General features: G+C 63.7%; 25 protein-coding genes, 1 tRNA gene and 1 pseudogene. 11 read left to right on the top strand and 16 right to left on the bottom strand.

Going from position 1 to position 24,637, the window contains the following annotated elements; genetic code table 11:
• Positions 1-72 precede the first annotated feature (72 nt).
• Genes JQ567_RS16725 through JQ567_RS16710 form a run of 4 tightly spaced genes read left to right on the top strand, consistent with a single transcriptional unit; the run spans position 73 to position 3,373 of the window.
• Positions 73-1,920, top strand: coding sequence for a DNA polymerase III subunit gamma/tau (locus tag JQ567_RS16725; protein WP_212439844.1), 1,848 nt, complete (start codon positions 73-75; stop codon positions 1,918-1,920).
• 36 nt (positions 1,921-1,956) lie between these two features.
• On the top strand, positions 1,957-2,277 hold the full coding sequence (locus tag JQ567_RS16720; protein ID WP_192739178.1) for a YbaB/EbfC family nucleoid-associated protein: 321 nt from the start codon (positions 1,957-1,959) through the stop codon (positions 2,275-2,277).
• A 39-nt stretch (positions 2,278-2,316) separates the two neighbouring features.
• Positions 2,317-2,922 (top strand): recombination mediator RecR, encoded by a 606-nt coding sequence (gene recR / locus JQ567_RS16715; RefSeq protein ID WP_192739177.1) that lies wholly within the window; start codon positions 2,317-2,319, stop codon positions 2,920-2,922.
• 19 nt (positions 2,923-2,941) lie between these two features.
• A complete protein-coding gene (locus JQ567_RS16710; RefSeq protein ID WP_212270050.1) occupies positions 2,942-3,373 on the top strand; it encodes a hypothetical protein in 432 nt (143 codons plus the stop codon).
• 177 nt (positions 3,374-3,550) lie between these two features.
• Here JQ567_RS16710 and JQ567_RS16705 read toward each other — a convergent pair whose 3' ends face one another.
• The 3 genes from JQ567_RS16705 to JQ567_RS16695 form a co-directional block, all read right to left on the bottom strand.
• A complete protein-coding gene (locus tag JQ567_RS16705; protein ID WP_212439843.1) occupies positions 3,551-4,915 on the bottom strand; it encodes an AmpG family muropeptide MFS transporter in 1,365 nt (454 codons plus the stop codon).
• Between the two features lie 195 nt (positions 4,916-5,110).
• The gene (locus JQ567_RS16700; protein ID WP_409363612.1) at positions 5,111-5,458 is read right to left on the bottom strand and encodes a GIY-YIG nuclease family protein; all 348 of its coding nucleotides are present in this window, start codon (positions 5,456-5,458) and stop codon (positions 5,111-5,113) included.
• A gap of 26 nt (positions 5,459-5,484) precedes the next feature.
• Complete coding sequence (locus JQ567_RS16695) at positions 5,485-6,693, bottom strand: DNA recombination protein RmuC (protein WP_212439842.1); 1,209 nt, start codon at positions 6,691-6,693, stop codon at positions 5,485-5,487.
• 171 nt (positions 6,694-6,864) lie between these two features.
• Here JQ567_RS16695 and def point away from each other — a divergent pair, with 171 nt between their 5' ends.
• From def to truA, 3 genes are all read left to right on the top strand, one after another.
• Positions 6,865-7,392: a peptide deformylase gene (def, locus tag JQ567_RS16690; protein WP_212439841.1), complete on the top strand. Its 528-nt coding sequence runs from the start codon at positions 6,865-6,867 to the stop codon at positions 7,390-7,392.
• Between the two features lie 181 nt (positions 7,393-7,573).
• Positions 7,574-8,506 (top strand): methionyl-tRNA formyltransferase, encoded by a 933-nt coding sequence (gene fmt / locus JQ567_RS16685; RefSeq protein ID WP_212439840.1) that lies wholly within the window; start codon positions 7,574-7,576, stop codon positions 8,504-8,506.
• Positions 8,506-9,243 (top strand): tRNA pseudouridine(38-40) synthase TruA, encoded by a 738-nt coding sequence (gene truA, locus JQ567_RS16680; RefSeq protein WP_212439839.1) that lies wholly within the window; start codon positions 8,506-8,508, stop codon positions 9,241-9,243. The genes fmt and truA overlap by 1 nt, the downstream gene beginning before the upstream one ends.
• Positions 9,244-9,306: 63 nt before the next feature.
• Here truA and dapE read toward each other — a convergent pair whose 3' ends face one another.
• From dapE to rpmH, 13 genes are all read right to left on the bottom strand, one after another.
• Positions 9,307-10,473, bottom strand: coding sequence for a succinyl-diaminopimelate desuccinylase (gene dapE, locus JQ567_RS16675; RefSeq protein ID WP_212439838.1), 1,167 nt, complete (start codon positions 10,471-10,473; stop codon positions 9,307-9,309).
• A 16-nt stretch (positions 10,474-10,489) separates the two neighbouring features.
• Positions 10,490-11,074 (bottom strand): DUF805 domain-containing protein, encoded by a 585-nt coding sequence (locus JQ567_RS16670; protein ID WP_212439837.1) that lies wholly within the window; start codon positions 11,072-11,074, stop codon positions 10,490-10,492.
• A gap of 26 nt (positions 11,075-11,100) precedes the next feature.
• The gene (locus tag JQ567_RS16665) at positions 11,101-11,628 is read right to left on the bottom strand and encodes a DUF805 domain-containing protein (protein WP_212439836.1); all 528 of its coding nucleotides are present in this window, start codon (positions 11,626-11,628) and stop codon (positions 11,101-11,103) included.
• Between the two features lie 57 nt (positions 11,629-11,685).
• Positions 11,686-12,906, bottom strand: coding sequence for an MFS transporter (locus JQ567_RS16660; RefSeq protein ID WP_212439835.1), 1,221 nt, complete (start codon positions 12,904-12,906; stop codon positions 11,686-11,688).
• Positions 12,907-12,929: 23 nt separating this feature from the next.
• Entirely contained in the window at positions 12,930-13,775 is an 846-nt protein-coding gene (gene dapD, locus JQ567_RS16655) for a 2,3,4,5-tetrahydropyridine-2,6-dicarboxylate N-succinyltransferase (protein ID WP_212270058.1), read from the bottom strand.
• A 230-nt stretch (positions 13,776-14,005) separates the two neighbouring features.
• A complete protein-coding gene (locus JQ567_RS16650) occupies positions 14,006-14,704 on the bottom strand; it encodes a pyrimidine 5'-nucleotidase (protein ID WP_212439834.1) in 699 nt (232 codons plus the stop codon).
• A gap of 186 nt (positions 14,705-14,890) precedes the next feature.
• Entirely contained in the window at positions 14,891-15,877 is a 987-nt protein-coding gene (locus JQ567_RS16645; protein WP_212439920.1) for a DUF1036 domain-containing protein, read from the bottom strand.
• 74 nt (positions 15,878-15,951) lie between these two features.
• Complete coding sequence (gene argB / locus JQ567_RS16640; protein WP_212439833.1) at positions 15,952-16,848, bottom strand: acetylglutamate kinase; 897 nt, start codon at positions 16,846-16,848, stop codon at positions 15,952-15,954.
• Positions 16,849-17,054: 206 nt separating this feature from the next.
• Positions 17,055-17,426, bottom strand: coding sequence for a DUF423 domain-containing protein (locus tag JQ567_RS16635; RefSeq protein ID WP_212439832.1), 372 nt, complete (start codon positions 17,424-17,426; stop codon positions 17,055-17,057).
• The gene (gene yihA / locus JQ567_RS16630) at positions 17,426-18,076 is read right to left on the bottom strand and encodes a ribosome biogenesis GTP-binding protein YihA/YsxC (protein ID WP_212209327.1); all 651 of its coding nucleotides are present in this window, start codon (positions 18,074-18,076) and stop codon (positions 17,426-17,428) included. Before yihA ends, JQ567_RS16635 begins: the two co-directional genes overlap by 1 nt.
• 129 nt (positions 18,077-18,205) lie before the next feature.
• Positions 18,206-20,086, bottom strand: a complete 1,881-nt coding sequence (yidC, locus tag JQ567_RS16625) for a membrane protein insertase YidC (protein WP_212439831.1) — start codon at positions 20,084-20,086, stop codon at positions 18,206-18,208.
• 15 nt (positions 20,087-20,101) lie between these two features.
• On the bottom strand, positions 20,102-20,521 hold the full coding sequence (rnpA, locus tag JQ567_RS16620; protein ID WP_212439830.1) for a ribonuclease P protein component: 420 nt from the start codon (positions 20,519-20,521) through the stop codon (positions 20,102-20,104).
• Positions 20,522-20,546: 25 nt separating this feature from the next.
• The gene (gene rpmH, locus JQ567_RS16615) at positions 20,547-20,681 is read right to left on the bottom strand and encodes a 50S ribosomal protein L34 (protein ID WP_006609582.1); all 135 of its coding nucleotides are present in this window, start codon (positions 20,679-20,681) and stop codon (positions 20,547-20,549) included.
• A gap of 438 nt (positions 20,682-21,119) precedes the next feature.
• Here rpmH and JQ567_RS16610 point away from each other — a divergent pair, with 438 nt between their 5' ends.
• From JQ567_RS16610 to JQ567_RS16600, 4 genes and pseudogenes are all read left to right on the top strand, one after another.
• Positions 21,120-22,598 carry a HAMP domain-containing sensor histidine kinase gene (locus JQ567_RS16610; RefSeq protein ID WP_312017415.1) on the top strand — a complete coding sequence of 493 codons (1,479 nt, stop codon included), beginning with the start codon at positions 21,120-21,122 and terminating at the stop codon, positions 22,596-22,598.
• Positions 22,599-22,787: 189 nt separating this feature from the next.
• Positions 22,788-22,864 (top strand) — tRNA-Arg (locus tag JQ567_RS16605).
• 113 nt (positions 22,865-22,977) lie between these two features.
• A pseudogene (locus JQ567_RS38200) lies at positions 22,978-23,125 on the top strand (HAD family hydrolase); the annotation flags it as partial.
• A 385-nt stretch (positions 23,126-23,510) separates the two neighbouring features.
• Entirely contained in the window at positions 23,511-24,617 is a 1,107-nt protein-coding gene (locus JQ567_RS16600; RefSeq protein ID WP_212439829.1) for a TRAP transporter substrate-binding protein, read from the top strand.
• Positions 24,618-24,637: the final 20 nt, after the last annotated feature.

Below are 24,637 nucleotides of genomic sequence, written 5' to 3'. Positions count from 1 at the left end.
GCCGCCTTTGGCGCTTGATTCCTCTCCGTTCCGCAAACCGGCCTTGAGAGACAATCAATTGCGGATCGACCGATGAGTGATGCTGGCGCTCCCCAAGAAAAGCCTGAAGATCAAACAGATGGCGCCAATCAGGGCGGCTTCGCTCTCGGCGGACTGCCCGAGGCCGGAAAGCCCTATCGGGTGCTGGCACGCAAATACCGCCCCTCCAGTTTCGAGGACCTGATCGGCCAGGAGGCCATGGTCCGCACCGTTTCGAATGCGTTCGAAACGGGGCGAATCCCGCAGGCCTGGATTCTGACCGGGGTGCGCGGGGTCGGCAAAACCACCACGGCGCGGATTCTCGCCCGCGCGCTCAATTACGAAATGGCTGACGGCTCGGCGAAGGGGCCTGCGATCCAGATGCCGACGCTCGGCGTGCATTGCCAGGCGATCATGGAAAGCCGGCACATGGACGTGCTGGAAATGGACGCCGCGTCCCATACCGGCGTCGACGATGTCCGCCAGATCAATGACAGCGTGCGCTATGCACCGGCCTCTGCGCGCTACAAGGTCTACATCATCGACGAAGTCCACATGCTGTCGACCGCGGCCTTCAACGCGTTCCTGAAAACGCTGGAGGAGCCGCCGGAGCACGCCAAATTCGTGTTCGCGACCACCGAAATCCGCAAAGTGCCGGTCACGGTGCTGTCGCGCTGCCAGCGTTTTGACCTCCGCCGCGTCGAGGCCGACGTGCTGATGGGGCATCTGTCCAACATCGCAACCAAAGAGGGCGTCGAGGTCGAGCCGGAAGCGCTCGGCATCATCGCGCGCGCCGCCGAAGGCTCGGTGCGCGATTCGCTGTCGTTGTTCGACCAGGCGATCGCGCATGCAGCCGGCATCGTGCGCGCCGACGCCGTGCGGCAGATGCTCGGCCTCGCCGACCGCACCCGGGTGATCGACCTCTTCGAATCGCTGGCGCGCGGCGATATCGCCAGCGCCTTCAAGGAATTCCGCGAACAGTACGACGTCGGCGCCGATCCGGTGGTGGTGCTGTCCGATCTGGCCGAGTTCGTCAATTTCGTCACCCGCGTGAAAGTCGTACCGGCCACCGCCGACAACGTCGCCTATGGCGAAACTGAACGCGTGCGCGCCCGCGATTTTGCGGCAAAATTGTCGATGCGGGTGCTGTCGCGGATGTGGCAGATGCTCCTTAAAGGCATCACCGAGGTGCAGACCGCGACGCGGCCGGCGGCGGCCGCCGAAATGGTGCTGGTGCGCATCGCCTATGTCGCTGACATGCCCACCCCGGACGAAGCGATCAGGATGCTTGAACAAAATGGCGGCGGCTCGCCGGTCGTTTCGGCAAGTGCTGCGCCCTCGCGCGCGGCGCCGGCCTCGACCGTGTCCTCCATGTCGTCAGCGCCGATGCGTGCGCCCACGGTGCAGAGAACTGGCGCGGAAGCGTCCGCGCGGCCGCAAATGGCGGCGCCGGAGTCGCAGTCCGCGCCCGCTTTGCGAATCACCAGTTTTGCGCAGCTCGTCGCGCTGGCCGGCGAGAAGCGCGATCTGCTGATCAAGGCGGCACTCGAGGCCGACATGCGGCTGGTGCGCCTGGAGGATGGGCGGCTGGAAGTCGCGCTCGAGCGCCACGCGGCGCGGGCGCTGGTCAGCGATCTCTCCCGCAAGCTGGAACTATGGACCGGCCGGCGCTGGACCGTGATCGTCTCCAACGAGACCGGCCAGCCGACGGTTCGTTCGCAGAACGAGCATGCGAAGAACGAACATGCGCGGGCCGCGGAAGCCGATCCGCGCGTGCAGGAAGTGCTGGCGCGGTTCCCGGGCGCCAAGGTCGTCGAGGTGCGCAAGCTTGCCGCCGAGCCGCCGGAAACCGACGCGATCGGTGAGGACCCGGCCGAGCGTTCGGACAGCGACGACGATTGATCGATATCTTGAGAAGACGCACCCAAGGAAAACCCAATGGCTGATTTTCTCGGCATGATGAAGCAGGCGGCGCAACTGCAATCGAAGATGCAGGCGATGCAGGAAGAACTCGGCAATGTCGAAGTCGAGGGCATTTCCGGCGGCGGCATGGTTGCCGTGCGGATGACCGCGAAGATGGAAGTGAAGGGCGTCAAGATCGATCCGTCGCTGATGAAGGCGGAAGACCGCGAGATCCTCGAAGACCTGCTGGTGACCGCGCATAACGACGCCCGGCGCAAGGCGGAAACCGCGATGCAGGAAAAGATGCAGGCGCTGACCGGCGGGCTCGGCCTGCCACCAGGCCTTGGTCTTACTTGAAGCACTTGGTCATATCTGAAATGCCTGGTCTCATCTGAAATGGCTACTGCGGTTGCCGGCCCCGAAATCGAACGTCTGATCCAGCTCCTGGCGCGGCTGCCGGGGCTTGGGCCGCGTTCGGCGCGGCGCGCGGCGCTGCATCTGATCAAGAAGCGCGAGGCGCTGATGACGCCGCTCGCCGGCGCGCTGCAGGTGGCGATCGAAAAGATCCAGGTCTGCAAGACCTGCGGCAATATCGATACGCAAAATCCCTGCACGGTATGTACCGATCCGCGGCGCGATCCCACCACCATCGTCGTGGTCGCCGACGTCGCGGATTTGTGGGCGCTGGAGCGGGCCAATGCGACCAACGGCCGCTATCACGTGCTGGGCGCCACGCTGTCGCCGCTCGACGGCGTTGGCCCGCAGGATCTCACCATCGATGCGCTGGTGGCGCGCGCACATGACCAGCAGGTCGGCGAGATCATCCTGGCGCTGAATGCAACGGTTGATGGCCAGACCACGGCGCATTACATCACCGATCTGTTGCAGGAAGCCAACGTCAAGGTGACACGGCTGGCCCATGGCGTGCCGGTTGGCGGCGAGCTTGATTATCTCGATGAAGGTACGCTATCCGCAGCGATGCGGCAGCGAACGCTGTTCTAACCAAAACAACGGAACTGACATGACGAAATCACGATTCGCCAAGCGCCTTTGTATTGCGGCTACCATGGCGGCGGCCCTGGCCGCGCCTTCCGCACGGGCGCAGCAGGCCGAGCCCGCGCCGAAGCCGGGCAAGCTGATCAATGCCGGCGACGTCCTGTCGGGGGAACTCAATGCGATGAAGGTTCGCGGCGGCAAGAAAGGCAAACGCGTCGCCACCTATCAGCTGACCAGCGAGCCGCGCCGGCTGCCGCCGCCGAACGGGCTCTGCAATCTGGAGACCGGCCCCGAAACGTTCCAGCTCATCACCTCGAACGACGCGCAGGCCGCGCAACTGAAGAATTTCATCGGCAAGGAAATCTCGGTGAAGGTCGACGAAGTCGCCTGCGCGCAGGATGCCGGGCAGATGAGCGAAGCCGTGATCACCAAGTGGAGCGTCGTGACCAAGCATTAGTCGAAGTCACAACGTCGCTGTCATCGCCCGGCTCGACCGGGCGATCCAGTACGCCGCGGCCTATCGTTCAATTGTTGATGTCTCTGGAATACTGGGTCCCCGCCCCCCGTGCGCAATTGCGCACTCGGCGGGGACGACAACCGAGGTTGTTGACACAGCGTTCAACGCCCTTGCAGCCTAAACCTTCACCGGCCCCAGTTCATCGAAATGCCCGCGTCGCTGCAGCCACACCAGCAGGATCAGGCTCGGCACCGCGACCAGTACGGAGACCACGAAGAACAGCGGCCAGCCCGTCGCCTCGGCCACATAGCCCGAGCCGGAGGACAGATAGATGCGGCCGACTGACGCCAGCGCGGTGAGCAGCGCGTATTGCGTGGCGGTGTGCAGCGGGTTCTTGCATAGCGCAGAGAGATAGGCGACGAAGATCACCGTGCCGATCGCGCCGGTGAACGCTTCCACCGAGACGGCGACGGTCAGCGCCCATTGCTGCGGCCCGACCAGCGCCAGCCAGGTGAAGGTGAGATTGGACACCGCCTGCAGCAGGCCGCCGATCCACAGGCAGGTCACCAGCGAGGTGCCGCGCGCGAGGAAGCCGCCGGCGAAACCGCCGATCAGGGTCGCGGCCAGGCCGACGCCCTTGACGATGATGGCGTAGTCGTTGCGCGTAAAGCCGATGTCGATGATGAACGGCACTGTCATCGCGCCGGCGAAGGCGTCGGTGAACTTGAACAGCATCACGAACACCAGCACGACGATGGCATAGCGCTGGGTCAGGAACTCGCTGAAAGCGCCCATCGCGGCCTCGGCGATGCGGCTGACCGAAGGCTTTCCGCCTGCTGCGGCGTCAGCAATGCGGGACTGTTCCGGCTCCCGCGCGCACAGCACCGTGACGATGCCGATCAGCACCAGCGCCGCCATCGCCGCGAAACTCGCCATCCAGGCATCGAGCCGGTTCAGCCCGACATACTCGAAGCCGGTGACGAGAAACAGCGCACCGGCCGTGGACGCCACCATGCCGACGCGATAGGCCGCCACATAGGACGCCATGCCGGCGGCCTGTTCGTTCTCCGCAAGGCTTTCGACCCGGAACGCATCGACCACGATGTCCTGCGTTGCCGACGTCGTGGCGACCAGCAGGGCGCCGAGCGCCACGAAGAACGGCGAGCGTGCGGGATCGGTCAGCGCCAGTCCGAGGATCGCGGCCATCAGCAGCAGTTGGGTGAAGACCAGCCAGCCGCGCCGCCGCCCGAGCCAGCGCGTTAGCAGCGGAATGTTAAGGCCATCCACCAGCGGCGCCCACAGGAACTTGAGCGTGTAGGGCGTGCCGACCAGGGTGAACAGCCCGATGGTGCCGAGGCTGACGCCGTTCTCGCTGACCCATACCAGCAGCGTCGATCCCGACAGCGCCAGCGGCAGCCCGGACGAGAAGCCGAGCATCATCACGATCAGCACGCGCGGCTGCAGATAGACGGCAAGGCCATCGCGCCAGGTCGGCGCAGACGAGGGTGTTGCCGATGTCGAGGGGGCTTCGTTGGTGGTCATGAAGGGTTGTTAGCAGATTCGGCCGCCAAAAATGATACTGTCATCGCCCGGCCGAGCCACCCACCCGGCTGTCATCGTCCGCGAAGGCGGACGATCCAGTATTCCGCGAAGCCTCGGTTCTCCAACTATTTCCTCGTGCTACTGGATACCCCGCCTCCGCGGGGTATGACGGAGAATTGGATATAGCGGAGACATTCAAACGCCGGTTATGCTGGGGTAGAGATCATCCCAATTTGGATTGAGTTCTTCTATCAATCTGATTTTCCAGGCGCGATTCCATTTCTTCAGTAGCTTCTCGCGCTTGATCGCGTTTTCAGCGTCATCGAACTGCTCGAAATAGACCAGTTTGTCGACATCGTACTTCTTCGTGAATCCTTTGACCGACTTCAGGCGATGCTCGGCAACGCGACGAATCAGGTCGTTGGTGACGCCGACGTAAAGCGTCCCTCCGATGCGGCTGGCGAGGATATAGACGTAGAAGCTGCGGGGCCCATCGGCCGCCTCTGGGATACTGGGTCGCCCGGTCAAGCCGGGCGATGACACCGTTTGTGTAGCGCCTCCGTAGGCCCCTACTCCCCCGCCTGCAGCTTGCGTTGCAGGGGAAACAGCTCCGGTGCACCTGATTTGACGATGCGCGGGGCTTCAGCCGCTGGCTCGGACTTGCTGAAATCCAGTTCCTCGATCCGTCCGGCGCGCTTTTCGATCTTGTCGGCGGAAATCAGGATCTGGCGGACGTCCTCATTCACATCGCCAAAATGCTTTTGCAGCTTCAGCACGCGGTCGCGCAGTCGGCCGAGATCGTCGCCCAAATTAAGCACCTCGGTGCGGATCTGGTCGGCGGCGTCGCGCATCCGCGCGTCCTTGAGGATCTGCTGCATCACCTGGATCGCCAGCATCAGCAGCGACGGCGACACCAGCACGACGCGGGCGCGGTAGGCCTTCTGGATCACGTCGTCGAACCCGTCGTGAATTTCCGCGTAGACCGATTCCGACGGCACGAACATCAGCGCGGTGTCCTGGGTCTCGCCTGATATCAGATACTTCTCGGCGATGTCGTTGATGTGTCTCATCACGTCGGCGCGCAGGCGCTGGGTGGCGTATTTCTTTTCTTCGTCGGTGCGCGCGTCGTGCAGCGCGGTCATCGCTTCCAGCGGAAATTTCGCATCGATGCAGAGCGGGCGCTGGTCGGGCAGGAACACCACGCAGTCCGGCCGCTTGCCGGTCGAGAGCGTGTACTGGAATTCGTAGGCGCCCTTCGGCATGCCGTCCTGGACGATCGCTTCCATCCGCGCCTGGCCGAACGCGCCGCGCGACTGCTTGTTGGCGAGCACGTCGCGCAGTGTCGTGACCTGCGAGGTCAGGTCGGTGAGATTTTTATGCGCATTGTCGATGATGCCGAGCCGCTCATGCAGCACGCGCAAACTGTCCATGGTGTTGCGCGTGGTCGCTTCCATCGACTGGCCGACCCGGTGGGTCACCGAATCCAGCCGCTCGTTGACGGCGCGGGCCATCTCGGCCTGACGGCCGGCCAGCGCCTGTCCCATCGCATCGACCCGGCCGGTGGATTCGCTCTGCGCCCGCAGCATTTCGCTCAGGCGTTCCTCCAGCTCGTCGGCCCGGATCGCCTGCGCCATCGCGAGTTCCGCGCCGCGGCGGCCGGAGCGGGCAATCACGATGGCAATGGTCAGCAGCAGCACCAGCGCCAGCACGCCAAAGCCGATCAGCGCGTCGACGACACGAATCGGCAGGTCGCCGACCACAAAAAGAATCTCGTTCATGGCCTGCTTGTAGCCGATTCGCTGGTTAGCACGAACGAATAGGGAACATTTATGGTAAACAGATGCTTAATTTTCGTGGTTAACACCGCCTTAAAAATCATGGTTAAGGCCCCCTTAACCGGTTCCGCCGCGCATTGACCGCGGCAAACCGGCAGCTTAAATCGCCCCATCATGGCATTAAGAGAAATCATCATCCTGCCGGACAAACAGTTGCGGCTCGTCTCCAAACCCGTCGAGAAGGTGACGGCGGAGATCCGCAAGCTCGCCGACGACATGTTCGAGACCATGTACGACGCGCCCGGCATTGGCCTCGCCGCGATCCAGGTCGCGCAGCCGCTGCGGCTGATCACCATGGATCTGGCCAAGAAGACCGAGGACGGCGAGACCAGGCCGCAGCCGCGGGTCTTCATCAATCCGGAGATCATCTCCTCGTCCGAGGAACTGTCGGTGTATGAGGAAGGCTGTCTCTCGATCCCCGAATATTACGAGGCGGTGGAGCGGCCGGCGCAGGTGCGTGTGCGCTTCACCGATCTGGACGGCAAGGTGCACGAGGAGGACGCCGACGGCCTGTTCGCCACCTGCATCCAGCACGAAATCGATCACCTCAACGGCATCTTGTTCGTGGATTACTTGTCCAAGCTGAAGCGCGACCGTGTGCTGAAGAAGTTTACCAAGGCCGCGAAGAGGGCGGCGGAGTAGTTCGCAATTCGCTCCGCCTTCATGCCCGGCCTTGTGCCGGGCATCCACGTCTTTCTTTCTCGCCGCAGCAAAGACGTGGATGGCCGGGAGCGCAGACAAGTTTACGTAGTCTGCGCAAAGCAGACTACTATCGCCCTGCCATGACGAGTAGAATTAAATCGTCTCGGGATATCGTCACCACATGCCTCTTCGCTTGATCTTCATGGGCACGCCCGATTTCGCGGTGCCGACGCTGCTGGAGCTCGTGGCCCATGGCCATGACATCGCGGCCGTCTATACCCGCGCGCCGAAGCCGGCCGGGCGCGGCATGAAGCTGCAGGTAACGCCGGTCGAGCAGGAAGCGCGGCGGCTCGGCATAGCGGTTTTGACGCCGACCACATTGAAGACGCCGGACGCACTCGAAGCGTTTCGCGCGCACAACGCGGATGCCGCCGTCGTCGTCGCCTATGGCATGATCCTGCCGCAGGCGATCCTGGATGCGCCGCCGCTTGGCTGTTTCAACCTGCACGGCTCGCTGCTGCCGCGCTGGCGCGGCGCCGCCCCGATCAACCGCGCCATCATGCAAGGCGACGCCGAGTCCGGCGTGATGGTGATGAAGATGGACGTCGGCCTCGACACCGGCGACGTCGCGATGGCCGAGCGCCTTCCTATTTCGGACACGATGACCGCGGCCGATCTGCACGACGCGCTGGCCCCATTGGGTGCCGACCTGATGGTGCGCGCGATGGGCGGGCTGGAACGCGGCGGTCTGCAATTGCGCAAGCAAAGCGAGCAGGGCGTGACGTACGCCGCCAAGATCGAGAAGGCCGAGGCGCGGATCGACTGGAAGAGACCTGCGCGCGAGGTGCTGCGGCACATCCACGGGCTGTCGCCGTTTCCCGGCGCCTGGTGCGAGGCCGCGCTCGACGGCGAAGCGGCGCGTATCAAAATCCTGCGCTGCGAGCCGGCCAAGGGCGTGGGCGCGCCGGGTGACGTGCTCGACGAGCATCTGACGATCGCCTGCGGCGACGGTGCGATCAAAATTCTCGAATTGCAGCGCGCCGGCAAGGCGCCGATGAAATCAGCGGATTTTCTGCGCGGCACGCCGCTCAAGCCGCCGGCGCGGCTCGGCTGATGCCCCGCTACAAGCTCATCATCGAGTATGACGGCAGCCCCTTCAGCGGCTGGCAGATCCAGGACAACGCCCCAACGGTGCAAGGCGCGCTGGAAACCGCGGTCAAGGCGATCTGCGGCGAACAGGTTCGCGTGCACGGCGCGGGGCGCACCGATGCCGGCGTCCATGCGCTGGGGCAGGTCGCCCATTGCGATATCCAAAAACCGTTTCCGCCGGGTCGCTTGCGCGACGGGTTGAACGCGCACCTGCGGCCGCATCCGATCGGCGTGCTCAGCGCCGAGATCGTAGCCGACGATTTCGAGGCGCGGTTTTCAGCCATGAAGCGGCATTACCGCTATCGCATCACCAACCACCGCGCCAATCTCGCGCTCGATATCGGCCGCACCTGGCGGGTGCCACGGCGTCTCGACACCGACGCGATGCACAACGCCGCGCAGCGGCTGCTCGGCAAGCATGACTTCACGACGTTCCGCGACACCGAGTGCCAGGCGAAATCGCCGGAGAAGACGCTCGACCAGCTCGACGTCATCAGAGACGGCGATGCGGTTGCCATCGTGACCTCGGCGCGCTCGTTCCTGCACAGCCAGGTGCGCTCGATGGTGGGATCATTGGTCTGGGTCGGCGAAGGCCGCTGGAGCGCCGACGATCTCGCCGCCGCCCTCGCCGCCCGCAACCGCGCCGCCTGCGGCCCCGTCGCGCCGCCGGACGGACTATATCTGGTACGCGTGGATTATTAGGGCCCCCATCCATACTTTGCATGGGGTTGTTTTCGATGTTTTTTGTTTAGCGAAGCGACGCCATCACGCAAAATACCGGTCCAGCACGCCCCGATACACCTTCGTAAGCTTCTCCAGATCCGACACCGGCGTGCGCTCGTCGACCTGGTGCATGGTCTGGCCGACCAGTCCGAATTCGATCACCGGGCAATAGCTCGAAATGAAGCGCGCGTCCGAGGTGCCGCCGGAGGTCGACAGTTCCGGCTTGCGTCCCGTCACCTCTTCGATCGCACTGACGGCAAGGTCGGTGAAGGCGCCGGGTTTTGTCACGAACACGTTGGAGTTCGAGGGCTCCCATTTGATGTGCGCGCGGATGCGGTTGCCGCAGGCTTTCGCCAGTCTCTCATCGACCAGCGCCCGCAGCGTTTCCTGCGTGTGGTTGTCGTTGAAGCGGATGTTGAATTTCGCGCGTGCCTGTCCGGGGATGACGTTGCTCGCGGTGTTGCCGACATCGACGGAGGTGAATTCGAGGTTGGAGGCCTGGAACTGGGCGCTGCCGTGGTCGAGCGGCTCGTCGCTCAGCGCCACGATCAGCCGCGAAATATCCGGCACCGGGTTGGCCGCGCGATGCGGATAGGCGACGTGACCCTGCACGCCGTCGACGAACAGCGTGCCGGATTGCGAGCCGCGACGGCCGACCTTGATGCAATCGCCGAGCACCTCGACATTCGAGGGTTCGCCGAGCACGCAATGGTCGAATTTCTCGCCGCGCTCGGCGCACCACTTCAGCAGCTTGATGGTGCCGTTGACGGAAATGTCTTCCTCGTCACCGGTGATCAGGAACGAGATCGACCCTTTGCCATCTTCCCGCGGCTTGCCGTCATTGTCCGCGAGATATTGCAGCACCGCCGCGACGCTGCAGGCGATACCGCCCTTCATGTCGACCGCGCCGCGGCCGTAGAGAAAGCCGTCCTTGATGTCGCCCGAGAATGCGCCATGGCTCCATGCCGCTTCGTCGCCGGCGGGCACCACGTCGGTATGGCCGGCGAAGGTGATGTGCGGGGCACGATCGCCGATGCGGGCATAGAGATTGTCGATGTCTGATGTGCCGGGCTCACTGAAGGTGACGCGATGCACCTCGAAGCCGGCGGCCTTCAGGAGGTTTTCGAGAACACCGAGCGCGCCGGCATCGGCCGGGGTGACGGAAGGGCAGCGGACGAGGTCGCGGGTAATGGAAACGGCATCATTCATACCCCGGCTTAACACGTCATACCGGCGGCGGGCCAGCCTTGTGCGGCACCATCTCGATCTCGCTTTGCTGGTCCCAAGGCGGCCGCGTATCGATCGGCGCCAGCGGGTCGGCGCCGAACCGGTTGGTCCCGGTGGTGCCCTTGAGGAAAAGCAGTTCGATGAAACCCCAGATGCAGAAAACGAACGAGACGAGCCCGACAAACATCATGGCATAGGAATCGCCCAGCCGATCCGCGAATTGGTCGAAGAGACCGGGGAAGACGAAGAACAGCATCATCCACCAGGCGCTCTTGTTGCGGTCATGCAGCCGCTTGATCGCGACGGCCAGATAAATCCACAGGAACAAAGGGGTTCCGATCGCCTTGATGACGGCTTGACCGAGACTGGCTGCCGACAACGAACGATATGACTCGGGATCGAGCACGCCGAAGACGTCACCGATGTGGAAGCTGATCGATTCGGGACCGCCGAACAGTTTGCTGGCGATGATGGCCAATATGGCCAGCACCATCATCAGGCAAAGGACGATCGGCACTGCCAGCCAGAAATTGGCGCGGTTGAGGCGGCCTTCAAAGCGGAACAGGTACCAAGCGTAGTCCATGCGTAACTCCGGTGACCGGCCAGGTATCAACCACGTGCGGCCGGGCCGGCACGCTGCAGCAGGAAATCCGGAACGCCGAACGATTGCGGGTGGGAAACCAGGGGAGCCTTGGGAAGGGTGCGCGTCGGATCCGGTCCAAAGCGGTTGCGGCCATCGGTTCCGATCAGGAAAAACAGCTCGATGACCATCCAGGTTTGCAGAACGGAGAGCGCCACAGCACCCATCACGAACAGCAGCTCCCGCGCGCCGGAAACATCAACGCCGAAATAGAGCCCGAAGAAGAGCGCATAATACACGTAGGAGAGAGGGTTAACGATCAGCACCGCAATCGCCCACCAACCGCTCCTGTTGCGGTCGTGAAGCCGCTTGGCCGTCGTGGCGGCATTGATCCAGAGCATCGCGATGACGGCGCCGGCTTGCAAAACCTCCCATTGCCCGAACGGGGATTTCAGCCAAAGCACGAGCCAGCAAGTCAGGAGCGCGAGCTGGACAGCAAGGTACCTGGCGCGGTTGGTGCGGCCACTGAAACCGAACAGTAAACGGGCGTAATCCATCGCAACCTCCGGACGGCGGAAAAAACTCCACGGTTCCGAATATTGGTCGCATCCCCGCTATTTTGGTTCGATTCGGCCTGTTTTGGTTCGGCCCTGCACTATAAGCAGGCCGACCAGCGCCACCAGCGCAATGCCGGCACCGGCGAAGAACGTGGCTTCCGGCCCTGCACGGTCCCACAGCGCCCCGGCCAGGACGCTGGCCGCCAGCATGGCAAAGCCGCCCAGCAGGTTGAAAAATCCGAAAGCCGTGCCCCGCAGTTCGGGAGGCGAGGTATCCGCCACCAGCGTCGCCAGCAGCCCCTGGGTCAAGCCCATGTGCAGGCCCCACAGCGCGACGCCGAGCGCGACCCCCGCGAGCGAAGGCAGCAAAGCGAGCACGATATCGGCGGCAACCAGCACCAGGATGCCGACAGCCAGAACGGTGACGCGATTGACGCGGTCCGACAATACGCCGGCCGGATACGCGGCGGCGGCGTAAACCACGTTCATCAGCACCAGCACCGCGGGCACGAGGGTGAGCGGCATGCCGGCGCCCTGCGCGCGCAGGATCAGGAAGGCTTCGCTGAAGCGCGCCAGCGTGAAAACCGTCGCGACCGCCACCACCCACCAATAGGCCGCGCCGAGATTCCTGACTTCGGAAAGGCTGATCGGGTTGCGCACCTTGCGCAAGCCTGCGGGGCGGTCGGGCTCGCGCACCGCGAAGATGATCAAGGCCAAAGACAGAAAGCCGGGGACGACCGCAAACCAGAACACAGCCTTGAAATTGTCCGCGGTCAGCCACATCAGGCCGATGGCCAGCAAGGGGCCGGCGAGAGCTCCCACCGTGTCGAGCGACTGCCGCAGGCCAAAGCTTGCTCCGCGCAGATGCGCCGGCGCAAAGTCCGCCACCAGCGCGTCGCGTGGCGCGCCCCGAATGCCTTTTCCGACCCGATCGATGAAGCGCGCCGCGACCAGCCAGCCGACCGTCGGCGCCAGCGGAAACATCGGCTTGGTCAGCGCCGCAAGGCCGTAGCCAAACGCCGCGAGCCATTTGCGCTTGCCGAGCCAATCGGAGAGCGCGCCGGAAAATATCTTGGTGATCGACGCGGTCGCTTCCGCAATGCCTTCGATGATGCCCACCGTGACCATCGAGGTGCCGAGCACGGTGACAAGATAGATCGGCAGCAGCGCATGGATCATCTCCGATGAGATGTCCATCAGCATCGAGACGAAGCCCAGCGCCCACACCCCGCCCGGAATATCGCGCAGGGAGTGGGTGCGCGTGCGTGCCTCAGGCATGTGCTGAGAGCTAGCCCGCTATCCTAGTCCCGCAGCAGCTCGTTGATGCTGGTCTTGGCGCGGGTGCGCTCGTCGACGCGCTTGACGATCACCGCGCAGGCGGTGGACGGGCCGGGCTGGCCGTTCTTCAGGGGACGCGCCGGCAGGTTGCCGGGCACCACAACGGCATATTCCGGAACTTCGCCGATGAAGGTCTCGCCGGTGTCGCGGTCGACGATCTTGGTGGAGGCGCCGAGGAACACGCCCATCGAAAGCACCGCGCCCTTGCGCACGATCACGCCTTCGGCGACTTCCGAGCGCGCGCCGATGAAGCAATCGTCCTCGATGATGACAGGCTCGGCCTGCAGCGGTTCCAGCACGCCGCCGATACCGACGCCGCCGGAGATGTGCACGCGCTTGCCGATCTGCGCGCAGGAGCCGACGGTGGACCAGGTGTCGATCATGGTGGCTTCATCGACATAGGCGCCGAGATTGACGAAGGACGGCATCAGCACGACGTTGCGGGCGATGAAGGCCGAGCGGCGCACGATCGCGCCGGGCACCGCGCGGAAGCCGGCGTCGCGAAAACGGTTCTCGCCCCAGCCATCGAACTTCGACGGCACCTTGTCCCACCACGTCGCCTTGCCGGGACCGCCGGGGATCGCACCCATGTCGTTGAGGCGGAACGACAGCAGCACCGCCTTCTTCAGCCACTGATTGACTTTCCACTTGCCGTCGGCCGCGCGCTCGGCGACGCGCACTTCGCCCTTGTCGAGCAGTTCGAGCGAATGATCGACGGCTTCGCGAACTTCACCCCTGGTCGACGTCGAGATGCCGTCGCGGGCATCGAACGCGGTGTTGACGGTGGATTCCAGCGCGGACAGGGACATCGGGATTTCCTCAGGACATCGGGCCAATTGTGAAGCGAATTGGGAGGCTTTTTCGGGATTTGGCGGGGGAGAGTCAAGGCTTGCTCCGCCGTCGTCCCGGCCTTGAGCCGGGACCCATAACCACAGGGAGCTATGATTTGAAGAAGGTATCTACCCGCAGCGCCTCATAATATCCGCCGCGGCGTATGGGTCCCGGCGTTCGCCGGGACGACGTGGGGACACACCTTGCCCTAGCCCCGCGGCAACCCCTGCAAGAACCCCGTCAAATCGTCGGTCACATGATCGACATAGGCGGCGTCGCGGCCTTCCAGTTCCCAGTCCTCGCGCACCACTTCCTTGGCGCCGTCAGGCACTACCAGCACCGTGGTCATTCCAAGCTCGTGCGGCACCACGAGGTTGCGGGCGAGATCCTCGAACATCGCGGATTTCGTGGGATCGACGCCGTGCAGGCTGAGGAATTTCTGGTAGGTCTGCGGCGCCGGCTTCGGCTCCAGTTCAGCGGCGATGATGTCGAACACCGCCTCGAAATGCGCAGCCAGACCGAGCCGCTCCAGCACGGCGCCGGCATGGTCCGTCGAGCCGTTGGTCAGGATCAGCTTGCGACCCGGCAACCTGGCGATCGCAGATCCCATTGCAGGATTCGGCTCCAGCGGCGAATGATCGATCTTGTGCACGTAAGCCAGGTAATCGTCGGCGTGCACGCCGTGCTCGGTCATCATGCCGCGCATGCTGGTGCCATAGCGGCGGTAATAATCCTTCTGCAGCACCCGCGCTTCTTCCGCCGAGATCTTCAGGTAGGTGCTGATGAACTCGCCGATGCGGGCGTCGACCTGCTGCCACAGATTGACGTGATGCGGGTATAGCGTGTTGTCGAGGTCGAACACCCAGGTGTCGATATGGGTGAAGGCGCGGGGGGAGATGGTTTTCATTGCTGTCTCAACCCGTCGTCCCGGCGAACGCCGGGACCCATACGCCGCGGCTGTTATTGTTATGCACTGTGCGTGTTGCCTTTGGTCTCGGGTGGCATAGTAACCAAAACTCGGTTCGGTGGTTATGGGTCCCGGCTCCGTGCGCAACCGCGCACTCGGCCGGGACGACGATAGAGGGCGTTCCCTTCATGGCATCGCAAACCGCAATGTCCTGCCGCCGCCCGTCATGTCGACGACGGCAAAGCCGATCGGGCTGAGGCCGCGGCTGCCGCAATCGCCCTGTTCGTTGATCTCGAATTTGCTCTCGCGGGTGCAGAGCTCCTTGGTGCCGCCCCAGTTCAGCGGCCTTTCCTTGAGCTTGACCGTGCGGTTCTCGCCGTCGACGGCCTCGGCGAAACTGAACACCTGCTTCGGCTGGCCGGTCACGTCGGGATGCAGGCATTTGCCGGGATCGATCCGATACCAGCCGCGGCTGGTGACGGCCTTGCCGTCGTCGGTGGCGACCGCGGCCATGATCTTGTGCGGCGTGTCGTTGCACCAGGTCAGCCCCGTGGCGGACGGCGACTGCACCGCATCGATCATGGTGGCGAAGAAGTTCGGCGACTGCACGATGTCGGGGCTAAGCCCGCGATTTTTCAGGAATGCGCTCAGCGCGGCTTGCGTCTTCGGGCCATCGACGCCGTCGATCGGGGCAGCGTCATAGCCCGCGATCACCAGCAATCGCTGGATGCCGGCAAGGCGCGCCTGTTCGTCGTCATACTCGCTGCCCTCGGCCAGATAGGCGACCAGATTGCCATCATCGGTCTGCGTCGGCGTGACCTGGGTGAAGGGCGCCGGGGTCTGCCCGGTGCGGCACTGGCGCGCCGCGGCGATGATGAAGTTCTCTGGTGCGATGCACAGCGTGTCGTTGCCGCCCTGCGGGATCGGCGAGGCGCCGTAGACGCCGAGCGCGCGCGCATTGAGGAGGATGCGATCCGCGGTCAGCGCGCCCTGCAGCACGACGCGGCAGGCGGCGGGATCGATGCGAAACCAGCCCCGGGTGGCGGTCGCCGATTTGTCGTCGATGCCGATCGCGGCCTCGACCACATAGCTCATGCGGTTGCAGAGTTTCAAATCGGCCAGCGCCGGCAGCGACGAGACGATCAGCGAGATCGTGGCCGCCGGCAGCGCCAGGACCGTGCGCCTCCCATACCGCCGCATTCTGGCGCGGAGGCGCGTGAACGTCGCAGGCGGGGAGATCGCGCTTGTCACTTGTGGATCAGCGTGCCGGTGCCTTGATTGGTGAACAATTCGAGCAGCACCGCGTGCTGTGTCTTGCCGTCGATGATGACGACGCCCTGCACGCCCTGTTCGAGCGCATAGATGCAGGTCTCGACCTTGGGGATCATGCCGCCGGAAATCGTGCCGTCGGCGATCAGCTTGCGCGCATCCTTCACCGACAGTTCCGGAATCAGCTTCTTGGACTTGTCGAGCACGCCGGGAACGTCGGTCAGCAGCAGCAGGCGTTTTGCCTTCAGCGCGCCGGCCACCGCGCCGGCAAAGGTGTCGGCGTTGACGTTCAGTGTCTGCCCGTCGTGCGACGTCGCTAGCGGCGCCAGCACCGGGATCAGCTCATAGCCGATCAGCTGGTTCAGCAAGGTCAGGTCAACCTTGTCGGGGTCGCCGACGAAACCGAGGTCGACAGCCTTTTCGATGTTGGAATCCGGATCGACCATGGTGCGCGTCGTCTTCGACGCCTTCACCATGTTGCCGTCCTTGCCGCTGAGGCCGACGGCCTTGCCGCCGGCTTCGTTGATGTAGCCGACCAATTGCTTGTTGACCGAACCGGCCAGCACCATCTCGACGATTTCGATGGTCGCCGCGTCGGTGATGCGCAGGCCGGCGGCGAATTCGGACTGGATGCCGAGCCGCTTCAGCATGGTCGCGATCTGCGGCCCGCCGCCATGCACGACCACCGGATTGATCGCGGTCTGCTCCAGGAGCACGATGTCGCGGGCGAAAGCCTTGGCCAGATCTTCGGCGCCCATGGCATGACCGCCATATTTAATGACGATGGTCTCCTCGTCATATTGCTGCATGTGCGGCAGCGCCTCGGACAGGATGCGGGCCTGATCGAGTGGGCTGATATGTGGCGAGTCGGTCATGAAGCGGCTCTCGTCATTTCCAGATGTCGGGCCGGGTTCTAGCTGATTGGCGGGCAGGGCGCAAAGTGGGGGCGTGTAATTCCGTAGCCCGGATGGAGCCAGGTCGCGCGAATGCGCGCCCGATGACAGGCTCCGCGAAATCCGGGGAAGCCGATTGCTGGCTCTGACCCCGGATTGCGCTTCGCTTCATCCGGGCTACGAGGTAGCTAACGGGGTCTCGGCCACGCCGCAGCCACAGCCACCGCCAGCCAACTCACGATCAACAATGTCCCACCGGTTGGCGCGGCCATCGGAAACAGGCCGTGTCCGGCATATTGCCGCAGCGTCAGGTCGCCGGCGAACAGGCCGGCCGAGATGACGAAGCCGAAGGCGGCCACGATGCCGATGCGGGGGTGGATGAGGCCACGTTCGGCCAACGCCACCGCAGCGAGAACGGCGGTGGCATGGAACAGCAGCATCGATGACGCCGACGCCAGCCGCGACGCATCGGCCTGATGCGCGGAGGCGGCCGCCAGCATCACGCCATCGGCGCCCATGATGGCGGCCAGCACGATCAGGATGCGACAGGCGCGTGACATCAGCTGCGTTCACCGAGCAGACGCACCATCGCCGCGCGCAATTCCGGCATGCCGCTGCCGTCGCGCGAGGAGGTCACCAGCACGTCCGGAAACGCCGCGGGATGTTTGGCGAGCGCGGCTGTGGTCTCTTCGATGTGTTTTTCCAGCTCCGTGCGCTTGACCTGATCGGCCTTGGTCAGCACCACCTGATAGCTCACGGCGGATTTATCCAGCGTCTTCAGCACGTCCTGGTCAACGTCCTTGATGCCGTGGCGGGCATCGATCAGCACATAGACCCGCGCCAGCGTGGCGCGTCCCTGCAGGAATTGATGGATCAGCTTGGTCCAGGACGCGACCTTGGCCTTCGGCGCCGAGGCGTAGCCATAGCCGGGCATGTCGACCAGGCGCAGCCCGGCGTTCTCAGGGCCTTCGAAGAAGATCAGTTCCTGGGTGCGTCCGGGGGTGTGCGAGGTGCGCGCCAGCGCGTTGCGGCCGGTCAGCGCGTTGATGAGGCTCGATTTGCCGACATTGGAACGGCCGGCAAACGCCACCTCCACGCTGGCCATCGGCGGCAGCGTTTCAATCGACGGCGAGGCCCAGACGAACTGCCATTCGCCGGCGAAAAGCTTTCGCCCCTCTTCGATCAGCTTCGCATCGGTTTCCGCGGTCATGCGAAGGTTTCCTGTTCTTCGTCATGGCCGGGCTTGTCCCGGCCATCCACGTCTTCTCTTTTCGCGGGTCCCAAAGACGTGGATGCCCGGCACAAGGCCGGGCATGACGAATTGGAGTTTGCGTGGTCGTCAGGTTTTTGAATCGGCCTTCTTGGCGAACGTCGCCTTGAGATTGTCGAATAACTCCACCTTCACGCCGTTTTTGCGCATGATGAAGCTTTGCTGCAGCACCGACAGCAGGTTGTTCCAGGCCCAGTAGATCACGAGACCTGCCGGGAAGCCGGCCAGCATGAAGGTGAAGATCAGCGGCATCCAGTCGAAGATCATCTTCTGGGTCGGATCCGGCGGCGTCGGGTTGAGCTTCATCTGGAACCACATCGTGATGCCCATGATGATCGGCCAGACGCCGAGCATCAGATACGGGCCGATATGCGGTCCGAGCACCATGGGATCGAACGGGATGAGCCCGAACAGGTTGAAGATCGTGGTCGGATCGGGCGCCGAAAGGTCCTTGATCCAGCCGTAGAACGGCGCGTGGCGCATTTCGATGGTGACGAACAGCACCTTGTAGAGCGAGAAGAACACCGGGATCTGCAACAGGACGGGAAGACAACCGGCGATCGGGTTGATCTTCTCCTTCTTGTAGATCTCCATCATCTCCTGTTGCTGCTTCTGGCGGTCGTCGGGATAACGCTCCTTCAGTGCGGCCAGTTGCGGCTGTACCGATTTCATCTTGGCCATCGAGGCGTAGGATTTGTTGGCGAGCGGGAAGAACAGCAGCTTCACCAGCACCGTCACCAGCAGGATCGAGACGCCGAAATTGCCGACCAGGTGGAAGAAGTAATCCAGCGCCAGGAACATCGGCTTGGTGATGAAGTAGAACCAGCCCCAGTCGATCAACAGGTCGAAATGGTTGAGCTCGAGCTGCTTGTTGTAGCCGCCGTGGCCGGCGAAGGGAAAGTTGATGCCGACGACGTTGGCTTCCTTGGCGCCGGCGAACAGCCGCGCGTTGGTGCTGCCGGTGCCGCCGATCGCGACGGTCTGCGGATCCTGCAGGTAGTCGGTCTGATAACGGACCTTGGCGCCCGGTTCGGCGAGGAAGCGGGCCTTCAGGCGCGCCGACGTGTCAGGCAACAGCGCCGCAGCCCAGTACTTGTCGGTGATGCCGAGCCAGCCATTGGTGACATTGAACTCGAAGCCTCGGCCGCCACTGCCCAGAACCGGCGCCTCGGCGACGGCTTTGTAGCCGTGTTCCTGCAGGCCCTTGTCGCCGAGATAGCCGATCAGGCCTTCATGCAGGATGTAGTAGCCCGAGACTTCCGGCGTGCCGTGACGAGAGATGAGGGCGAACGGATAGAGCGTGACCGGCGCGGTGCCGACATTGGTGACGTCGTCCTTGACGCTGAACAGATAGCGGTCGTCGATCGAAATGGTGCGGCGGAAGGTGAGGCCTTCGCCATTGTCGTATTTCAGCGTCACCGGGTGGGTCGGCGACAGCGCGCCGGAGCCTTCCTGCTGCCACACCGTATCGCGGTCGGGAAGCCGCGCCGTCGAGCCTGCGGCCGCGACCCAGCCGAACTCGGCATAATAGGGATGGGCGGTGTTCGACGGAGAGAACAGCACGATCGCAGGCGATTTGGGGTCGACGGTGTCGCGGTATTGCACCAGTGCGAGATCGTCGATGCGGGCGCCCTTCAGCGCGATGCTGCCCGTCACCCGCGGCGTGTCGATCTTGACGCGGGGGCTTGCGGCAATCGCTGCGTCGCGGCTGACGACGGGCGCAGCCGCGCCCGGCTGGGCGGGCGTTGTGGCGGACGGGGTCGAACCTGGCGTCGGCGTGGTGGTGGTCGAGCCCGGCGCTGTCTGCGGCGAGGACTTTGCGAGCTCGGCCTGGGTCTGCGACTGCAGGCGCTGCCTTTCCATCTGCGGCGCGTTGTAGAAATATTGCCACGCGATCAGCACGAGGCCGGACAGAATGACGGCGAGGATGGTGTTGCGATTGTCGGTCATCGTTTCAAGGTCTCGTCATTCAACTCGGGTTCCGGCTCGCGCCGTCGTATTTATTTTGGTGTCTTTGGACGCGTTGTCTTGACGCGGAAGCGCTTTGGCCACTTTTGCCGGCTGCCGGTCGAGGCGAAGCAGCGCCTGGCGAAGGTCGTCGAGCATGGTCGTAAAGTCGCGATGCAGCGCCGCGCGCCGCCCGACTAGCACATAATCATGGTGCGGTCGCATCGGTATGACGTCCAGCCGCTTCACCAGTTCGCGAAGCCTGCGCCGGATACGATTACGCTCGGTAGCGGTACCGTTCTTTTTGGTAACGGTAAAACCGATCCGGATCGGGCCATCATCGTCGCGGCAGCGTCCCTGCACCACGAAGGCGGCGCTGTTGGCTCGCGCGCCATTGGCAACGGCGAGGAAGTCCGCCCGCTGCCTTAGCCGATCCATAATAAGGTCTCCGGAGACGTCCGGCTCAGGCGCTCAGACGCTTGCGGCCACGCGCACGGCGCGCAGCGAGAACCTTGCGGCCGCCGGTCGTGGCGAGACGGGCGCGGAAGCCGTGACGGCGCTTGCGCACCAGTTTGCTGGGTTGATAAGTCCGCTTCACGGGTAGTTCTCCGCTAACCTGGCAAGCTGCCGCTGAATTGCAAACTGCCGCTGAATTGATGGTAAGTCCGGTAATGCTGGCCGGCCCAAGACGGGCCATTGACGGCCCAAATGAGCCGCCCCCGGTCAGACCGGGCCATAGCGGACAATTGCGCGGCTTATACGGGAGCGACCTGTTTTCGTCAATGTTGCGCGGTGCCGCAATCGGGCTTCTTTGAAATGGCACAATTGGGGCGAATATTATTGTTTTCGCGGGGTTTTTAGGGGCGAGACGGCAACACGCCCCTGACATCGGAACCGGCCGACATTAGCGATCGGTAATTTGACCGGTCCGTGGCCGGAACGCATCCTCGCAAATCAGCGTGCGGGCGGCGGCCATGAAGCCGGTCTTAATCTTCCGGTCGTGCGCGTAAAACAAGGTTATCAAGGCGGATATTTCGTGTCAGCGACCGACGACCAGCCGACCATTGAAGCGCCGCGGCCCCCGACGCCGCGCCGGCTCGGCCTGTCCGGCAAGCTGCTGCTGCTCACCATTCCCCTCGTCATGATCGCCGGCCTGATGATCTATGTGCCCGCGATCGCGAATTTCCGCATCAACCGCCTGAACGACCGCATTGCCGCGGCGAGCACCGCGGCGCTGGTGCTGGACGCCGCACCCTCGGGCATGGTCCCGGAATCGCTGGCGCGGCAGATTTTGAAGAGCGTCGGCGCCCGCGCGGTCGCCATCAAGATGGGGCAGCAGCGCCGTCTGCTCGCCAGCGCCGATCTGCCGACGGCGATCGACCATGACATCGACATGCGGACCATCACGGTATGGTCCGCCATCGTCGATTCCATCGAAACCATGCTGGAGACCGACAATCATGTGATCCGCGTGGTGGGACCTGCGCCCGGCGGCGGGCAATTCATCGAGGTCGTCTTCGACGAGGCGCCGCTGCGGCAGGCGATGTACCGCTTCTCGCGCAACACGCTCCTGGTCTCATTGGCTATCGCCATGCTGACGGCGGCGCTGGTCTATTTCGCCATGCATCATCTGTTCGTGCGGCCGATGCGGCGGCTGACCGCGAACCTGGTCGGCTTCCACGAAAACCCGGAAAGTTCGGCGCGCATCATCGTGCCGAGCCAGCGCGGCGACGAGATCGGGGTCGTGGAGCGCGAATTGTCCGACATGCAGCGCGACCTGGTGTCGATGCTGCATCAGAAGAGCCGGCTCGCCGCACTCGGCCTTGCGGTCTCCAAGATCAACCATGATTTGCGCAATCTTCTGGCGTCGTCGCAATTATTGTCGGACCAGCTCGCCAGCGTGCCCGATCCGCGGGTGCAGCGCTTTGCGCCAAAACTGATGCGCTCGCTGGAGCGCGCCATCGACTTCTGCCAGTCGACCCTCTCTTACGGCCGCGTGCAGGAAGCCGCCCCCGACCGCCGCATGATGCTGGTCGAGCCCGTGGTGGCCGAAGTGCGCGAATCCGCAGGCCTTGCCGCCGATGCCTCGATCGCCTGGGTCAGTGCGATCGAGCGCGGGCTCACTGTGGACGCCGATCCCGATCAGATGTTTCGCGTGCTGCTCAATTTGGTGCGCAACGCCGCGCAGGCGCTCGAAAGCCGCCCGAAGGGCGATGCGGCGGCGCTGCAGATTCGCATCACCGGCCGCCGCGAAGGCGCGGTCGCGATCATCGAGGTTTCCGATACCGGCCCGGGCGTGCCGGCGCGGGCGCGCGAGCATTTGTTCGAGGCATTCCAGACCTCCGGCCGGCCCGGCGGCAGCGGGCTTGGCCTGGCGATCGCCGCCGAACTGGTTCGCGCCCATGGCGGCGATATTCATCTGGTCGAAGGCACCATCGGCGCCACCTTCCGGATCTCGATTCCCGACCGCCCGGTGGAACTGCAAAGCGTTCGCAACGAGCGGGCACGGGCGTAAATCACGCTATTTGCCGTCATTTTGTGACCGATCTGGCCGGTTTGCCCCGGCCAAATCGTTTGCCAGAACCCGCGTTCCAGAGCTTGCCAATCGGACGCGGAGCGGGTAGCTAAAGCGCTCTTTCGCGACGTTTCCGACACCATTCGGATGCATCGGGGCGATTAGCCCACGATGGCCCTAGCGAAAAACGCGCCCGTAGCTCAGCTGGATAGAGCACCAGACTACGAATCTGGGGGTCAGGAGTTCGAATCTCTTCGGGCGCGCCACCTTTCAATCTCATTGCCGGTCGTAGCTGCGCACGATCTTTTCCAGCGCGCTAATGAAGCCGGGATCCGCAATCGGTCGCCCATCCTTGTGTGCTTGACGCCGTCCGCGGTCGTCGCTCGGAGTTGACCCGAAGCGCTGCGTGTATCTCGACGATCTCGGCGTCAAATCTCAAGCCGGCACGCGAGATGGGCATGACCAGGATCAAGGTGGTTAACGCCGGGCAAGCTATCGCCGAGCTTGAAATGGCGACGGGATTGTAACTGTAGGTCGCCTGACCTCGACAAAGCCATGTGAGGGCATGCTTGGCCGTGCCGATGCGTCGGATCGTCCACATGGTGCTGGGTGGCTGGCGCAGCATCGAGGGCCGGCCGGTCCGCCCGGAGCAGGCCGTGCTTTCACCACACGCTCCGCGTGCTGACATCGGTAAGAAGATCGACCGCGGTGCAACAGGCAGCGGTGGATCCGTCGGGCGCGCCCTGCGCAAAAGCGCGCCCACGCTGCGGCAGACTGCCGGCGCTTGCTGCGGCCAGAAAGCAAGATGACAAATTGACGAGATGGTGGCAGATTGGTTTCGAGACCAAGCGCGGCAAGAAAAACGAAGAAAACGATCGCCAAGGTCACGTCGTCAAAGGGAGGAGAGGACTCATGAAACGCTTGTTTCTGGGATCGCTCGTCGCTGCCCTGATGGCATCGGCGTTTGTCGGATCCACTACTGCAGTCATGGCGCAGACGAAGACACTGAAGATGCAGGCCACGTGGCCGGCGTCGCTCACGCTCTATGATAACTTCACCTACTTCGCCGAGCGGGTGAACAAGCTATCGGCCGGCACGTTGAAGATCGAGACGATGTCCGCCGGCCAGGTCGTGCCAGCCTTCGAGGTGCTGGACGCGACCCACAAGAAGGTGCTCGACGGAGCGCATGCGTGGGCCGGCTACTGGACCGGCAAGAACAAGACCGCGATCCTTTTCACCGGCGGTCCCGGCGGCACGTTCGGCATGGACTACATGGACGTGATGGGCTGGTTCTATCACGGCGGCGGCCTCGATCTTTACAACGAGTTCTATCAGAAAGAGCTCAAGCTCAACGTTGTCGTGTTCCCCATCCTGCCTGCAGGGCCGCAGGCGTTCGGCTGGTTCAAGAAGCCGATCCAGACGGTCGAGGACATGAAGGGCATGAAATGCCGCCAGACCGGCATGGCCGGGGAAGTGTGGCAGGCGCTCGGCTTCGCGGTGGTCAACATGCCCGGCGGCGAGATCATTCCCTCCGCACAGCGCGGCGTGATCGATTGCGCGGAATGGGTCGGCGGCATCGAGGACATGCAGCTCGGCTTCCACAACGTCTGGAAGTACCACTATTCGCCCGGCTTGCATGAGAACGTGACGGTCGGCGAACTCGTGATCAACGGCGATGTATGGAAAGAGCTCAGCCCGCAGCACCAGGAGATCATCAAGTCGGCGGCCAACGAGACATTCCTCGTCTGGTGGACCAAGTGGCAGCGCCAGAACGCCGATGCGCTGATTGAGATGCAGCAGAAGCACGGCGTGCAGATCCTGCGCACGCCGACCGAGATCCTGCTGGTCTTCATCAAGAAGTGGGACGAGATCGCGGCGGCCGAGGGCGCCAAGAACCCGTTCTTCAAGAAGGTGCACGACTCGCAGAAGGCCTATGCCAGCGCTGTGGTGCCGTACAAGCGGTCCTATTTCCCGCCATACTCCTTCATGGCGAACTACTACTTCCCGGTCGAGAAATAGGACCTCGTCCGAGGGCGGCC

The organism is Bradyrhizobium sp. AUGA SZCCT0431 (assembly GCF_018131065.1).
In the GTDB taxonomy this organism is placed as follows: Bacteria; Pseudomonadota; Alphaproteobacteria; order Rhizobiales; family Xanthobacteraceae; genus Bradyrhizobium.
The sequence above is the reverse complement of the archived record's forward strand: the minus strand, read 5'-3'. Positions and strand labels throughout refer to the sequence as shown.

What these genes read in the sequence shown, in the direction of transcription:
- JQ567_RS16650 (WP_212439834.1), bottom strand. Translation starts at nt 14,704, where the DNA reads ATGAAAACCATCTCCCCCCGCGCCTTCACCCATATCGACACCTGGGTG.
- dapE (WP_212439838.1), bottom strand. Translation starts at nt 10,473, where the DNA reads ATGAATGATGCCGTTTCCATTACCCGCGACCTCGTCCGCTGCCCTTCC.
- def (WP_212439841.1), top strand. Translation starts at nt 6,865, where the DNA reads ATGGCATTAAGAGAAATCATCATCCTGCCGGACAAACAGTTGCGGCTC.
- yidC (WP_212439831.1), bottom strand. Translation starts at nt 20,086, where the DNA reads ATGACCGACAATCGCAACACCATCCTCGCCGTCATTCTGTCCGGCCTC.
- JQ567_RS16670 (WP_212439837.1), bottom strand. Translation starts at nt 11,074, where the DNA reads ATGGACTACGCTTGGTACCTGTTCCGCTTTGAAGGCCGCCTCAACCGC.
- JQ567_RS16710 (WP_212270050.1), top strand. Translation starts at nt 2,942, where the DNA reads ATGACGAAATCACGATTCGCCAAGCGCCTTTGTATTGCGGCTACCATG.
- JQ567_RS16725 (WP_212439844.1), top strand. Translation starts at nt 73, where the DNA reads ATGAGTGATGCTGGCGCTCCCCAAGAAAAGCCTGAAGATCAAACAGAT.
- dapD (WP_212270058.1), bottom strand. Translation starts at nt 13,775, where the DNA reads ATGTCCCTGTCCGCGCTGGAATCCACCGTCAACACCGCGTTCGATGCC.
- JQ567_RS16695 (WP_212439842.1), bottom strand. Translation starts at nt 6,693, where the DNA reads ATGAACGAGATTCTTTTTGTGGTCGGCGACCTGCCGATTCGTGTCGTC.
- JQ567_RS16665 (WP_212439836.1), bottom strand. Translation starts at nt 11,628, where the DNA reads ATGGATTACGCCCGTTTACTGTTCGGTTTCAGTGGCCGCACCAACCGC.
- truA (WP_212439839.1), top strand. Translation starts at nt 8,506, where the DNA reads ATGCCCCGCTACAAGCTCATCATCGAGTATGACGGCAGCCCCTTCAGC.
- JQ567_RS16635 (WP_212439832.1), bottom strand. Translation starts at nt 17,426, where the DNA reads ATGTCACGCGCCTGTCGCATCCTGATCGTGCTGGCCGCCATCATGGGC.
- argB (WP_212439833.1), bottom strand. Translation starts at nt 16,848, where the DNA reads ATGACCGACTCGCCACATATCAGCCCACTCGATCAGGCCCGCATCCTG.
- JQ567_RS16705 (WP_212439843.1), bottom strand. Translation starts at nt 4,915, where the DNA reads ATGACCACCAACGAAGCCCCCTCGACATCGGCAACACCCTCGTCTGCG.
- rnpA (WP_212439830.1), bottom strand. Translation starts at nt 20,521, where the DNA reads ATGGATCGGCTAAGGCAGCGGGCGGACTTCCTCGCCGTTGCCAATGGC.
- recR (WP_192739177.1), top strand. Translation starts at nt 2,317, where the DNA reads ATGGCTACTGCGGTTGCCGGCCCCGAAATCGAACGTCTGATCCAGCTC.
- JQ567_RS16660 (WP_212439835.1), bottom strand. Translation starts at nt 12,906, where the DNA reads ATGCCTGAGGCACGCACGCGCACCCACTCCCTGCGCGATATTCCGGGC.
- yihA (WP_212209327.1), bottom strand. Translation starts at nt 18,076, where the DNA reads ATGACCGCGGAAACCGATGCGAAGCTGATCGAAGAGGGGCGAAAGCTT.
- JQ567_RS16720 (WP_192739178.1), top strand. Translation starts at nt 1,957, where the DNA reads ATGGCTGATTTTCTCGGCATGATGAAGCAGGCGGCGCAACTGCAATCG.
- fmt (WP_212439840.1), top strand. Translation starts at nt 7,574, where the DNA reads ATGCCTCTTCGCTTGATCTTCATGGGCACGCCCGATTTCGCGGTGCCG.
- JQ567_RS16600 (WP_212439829.1), top strand. Translation starts at nt 23,511, where the DNA reads ATGAAACGCTTGTTTCTGGGATCGCTCGTCGCTGCCCTGATGGCATCG.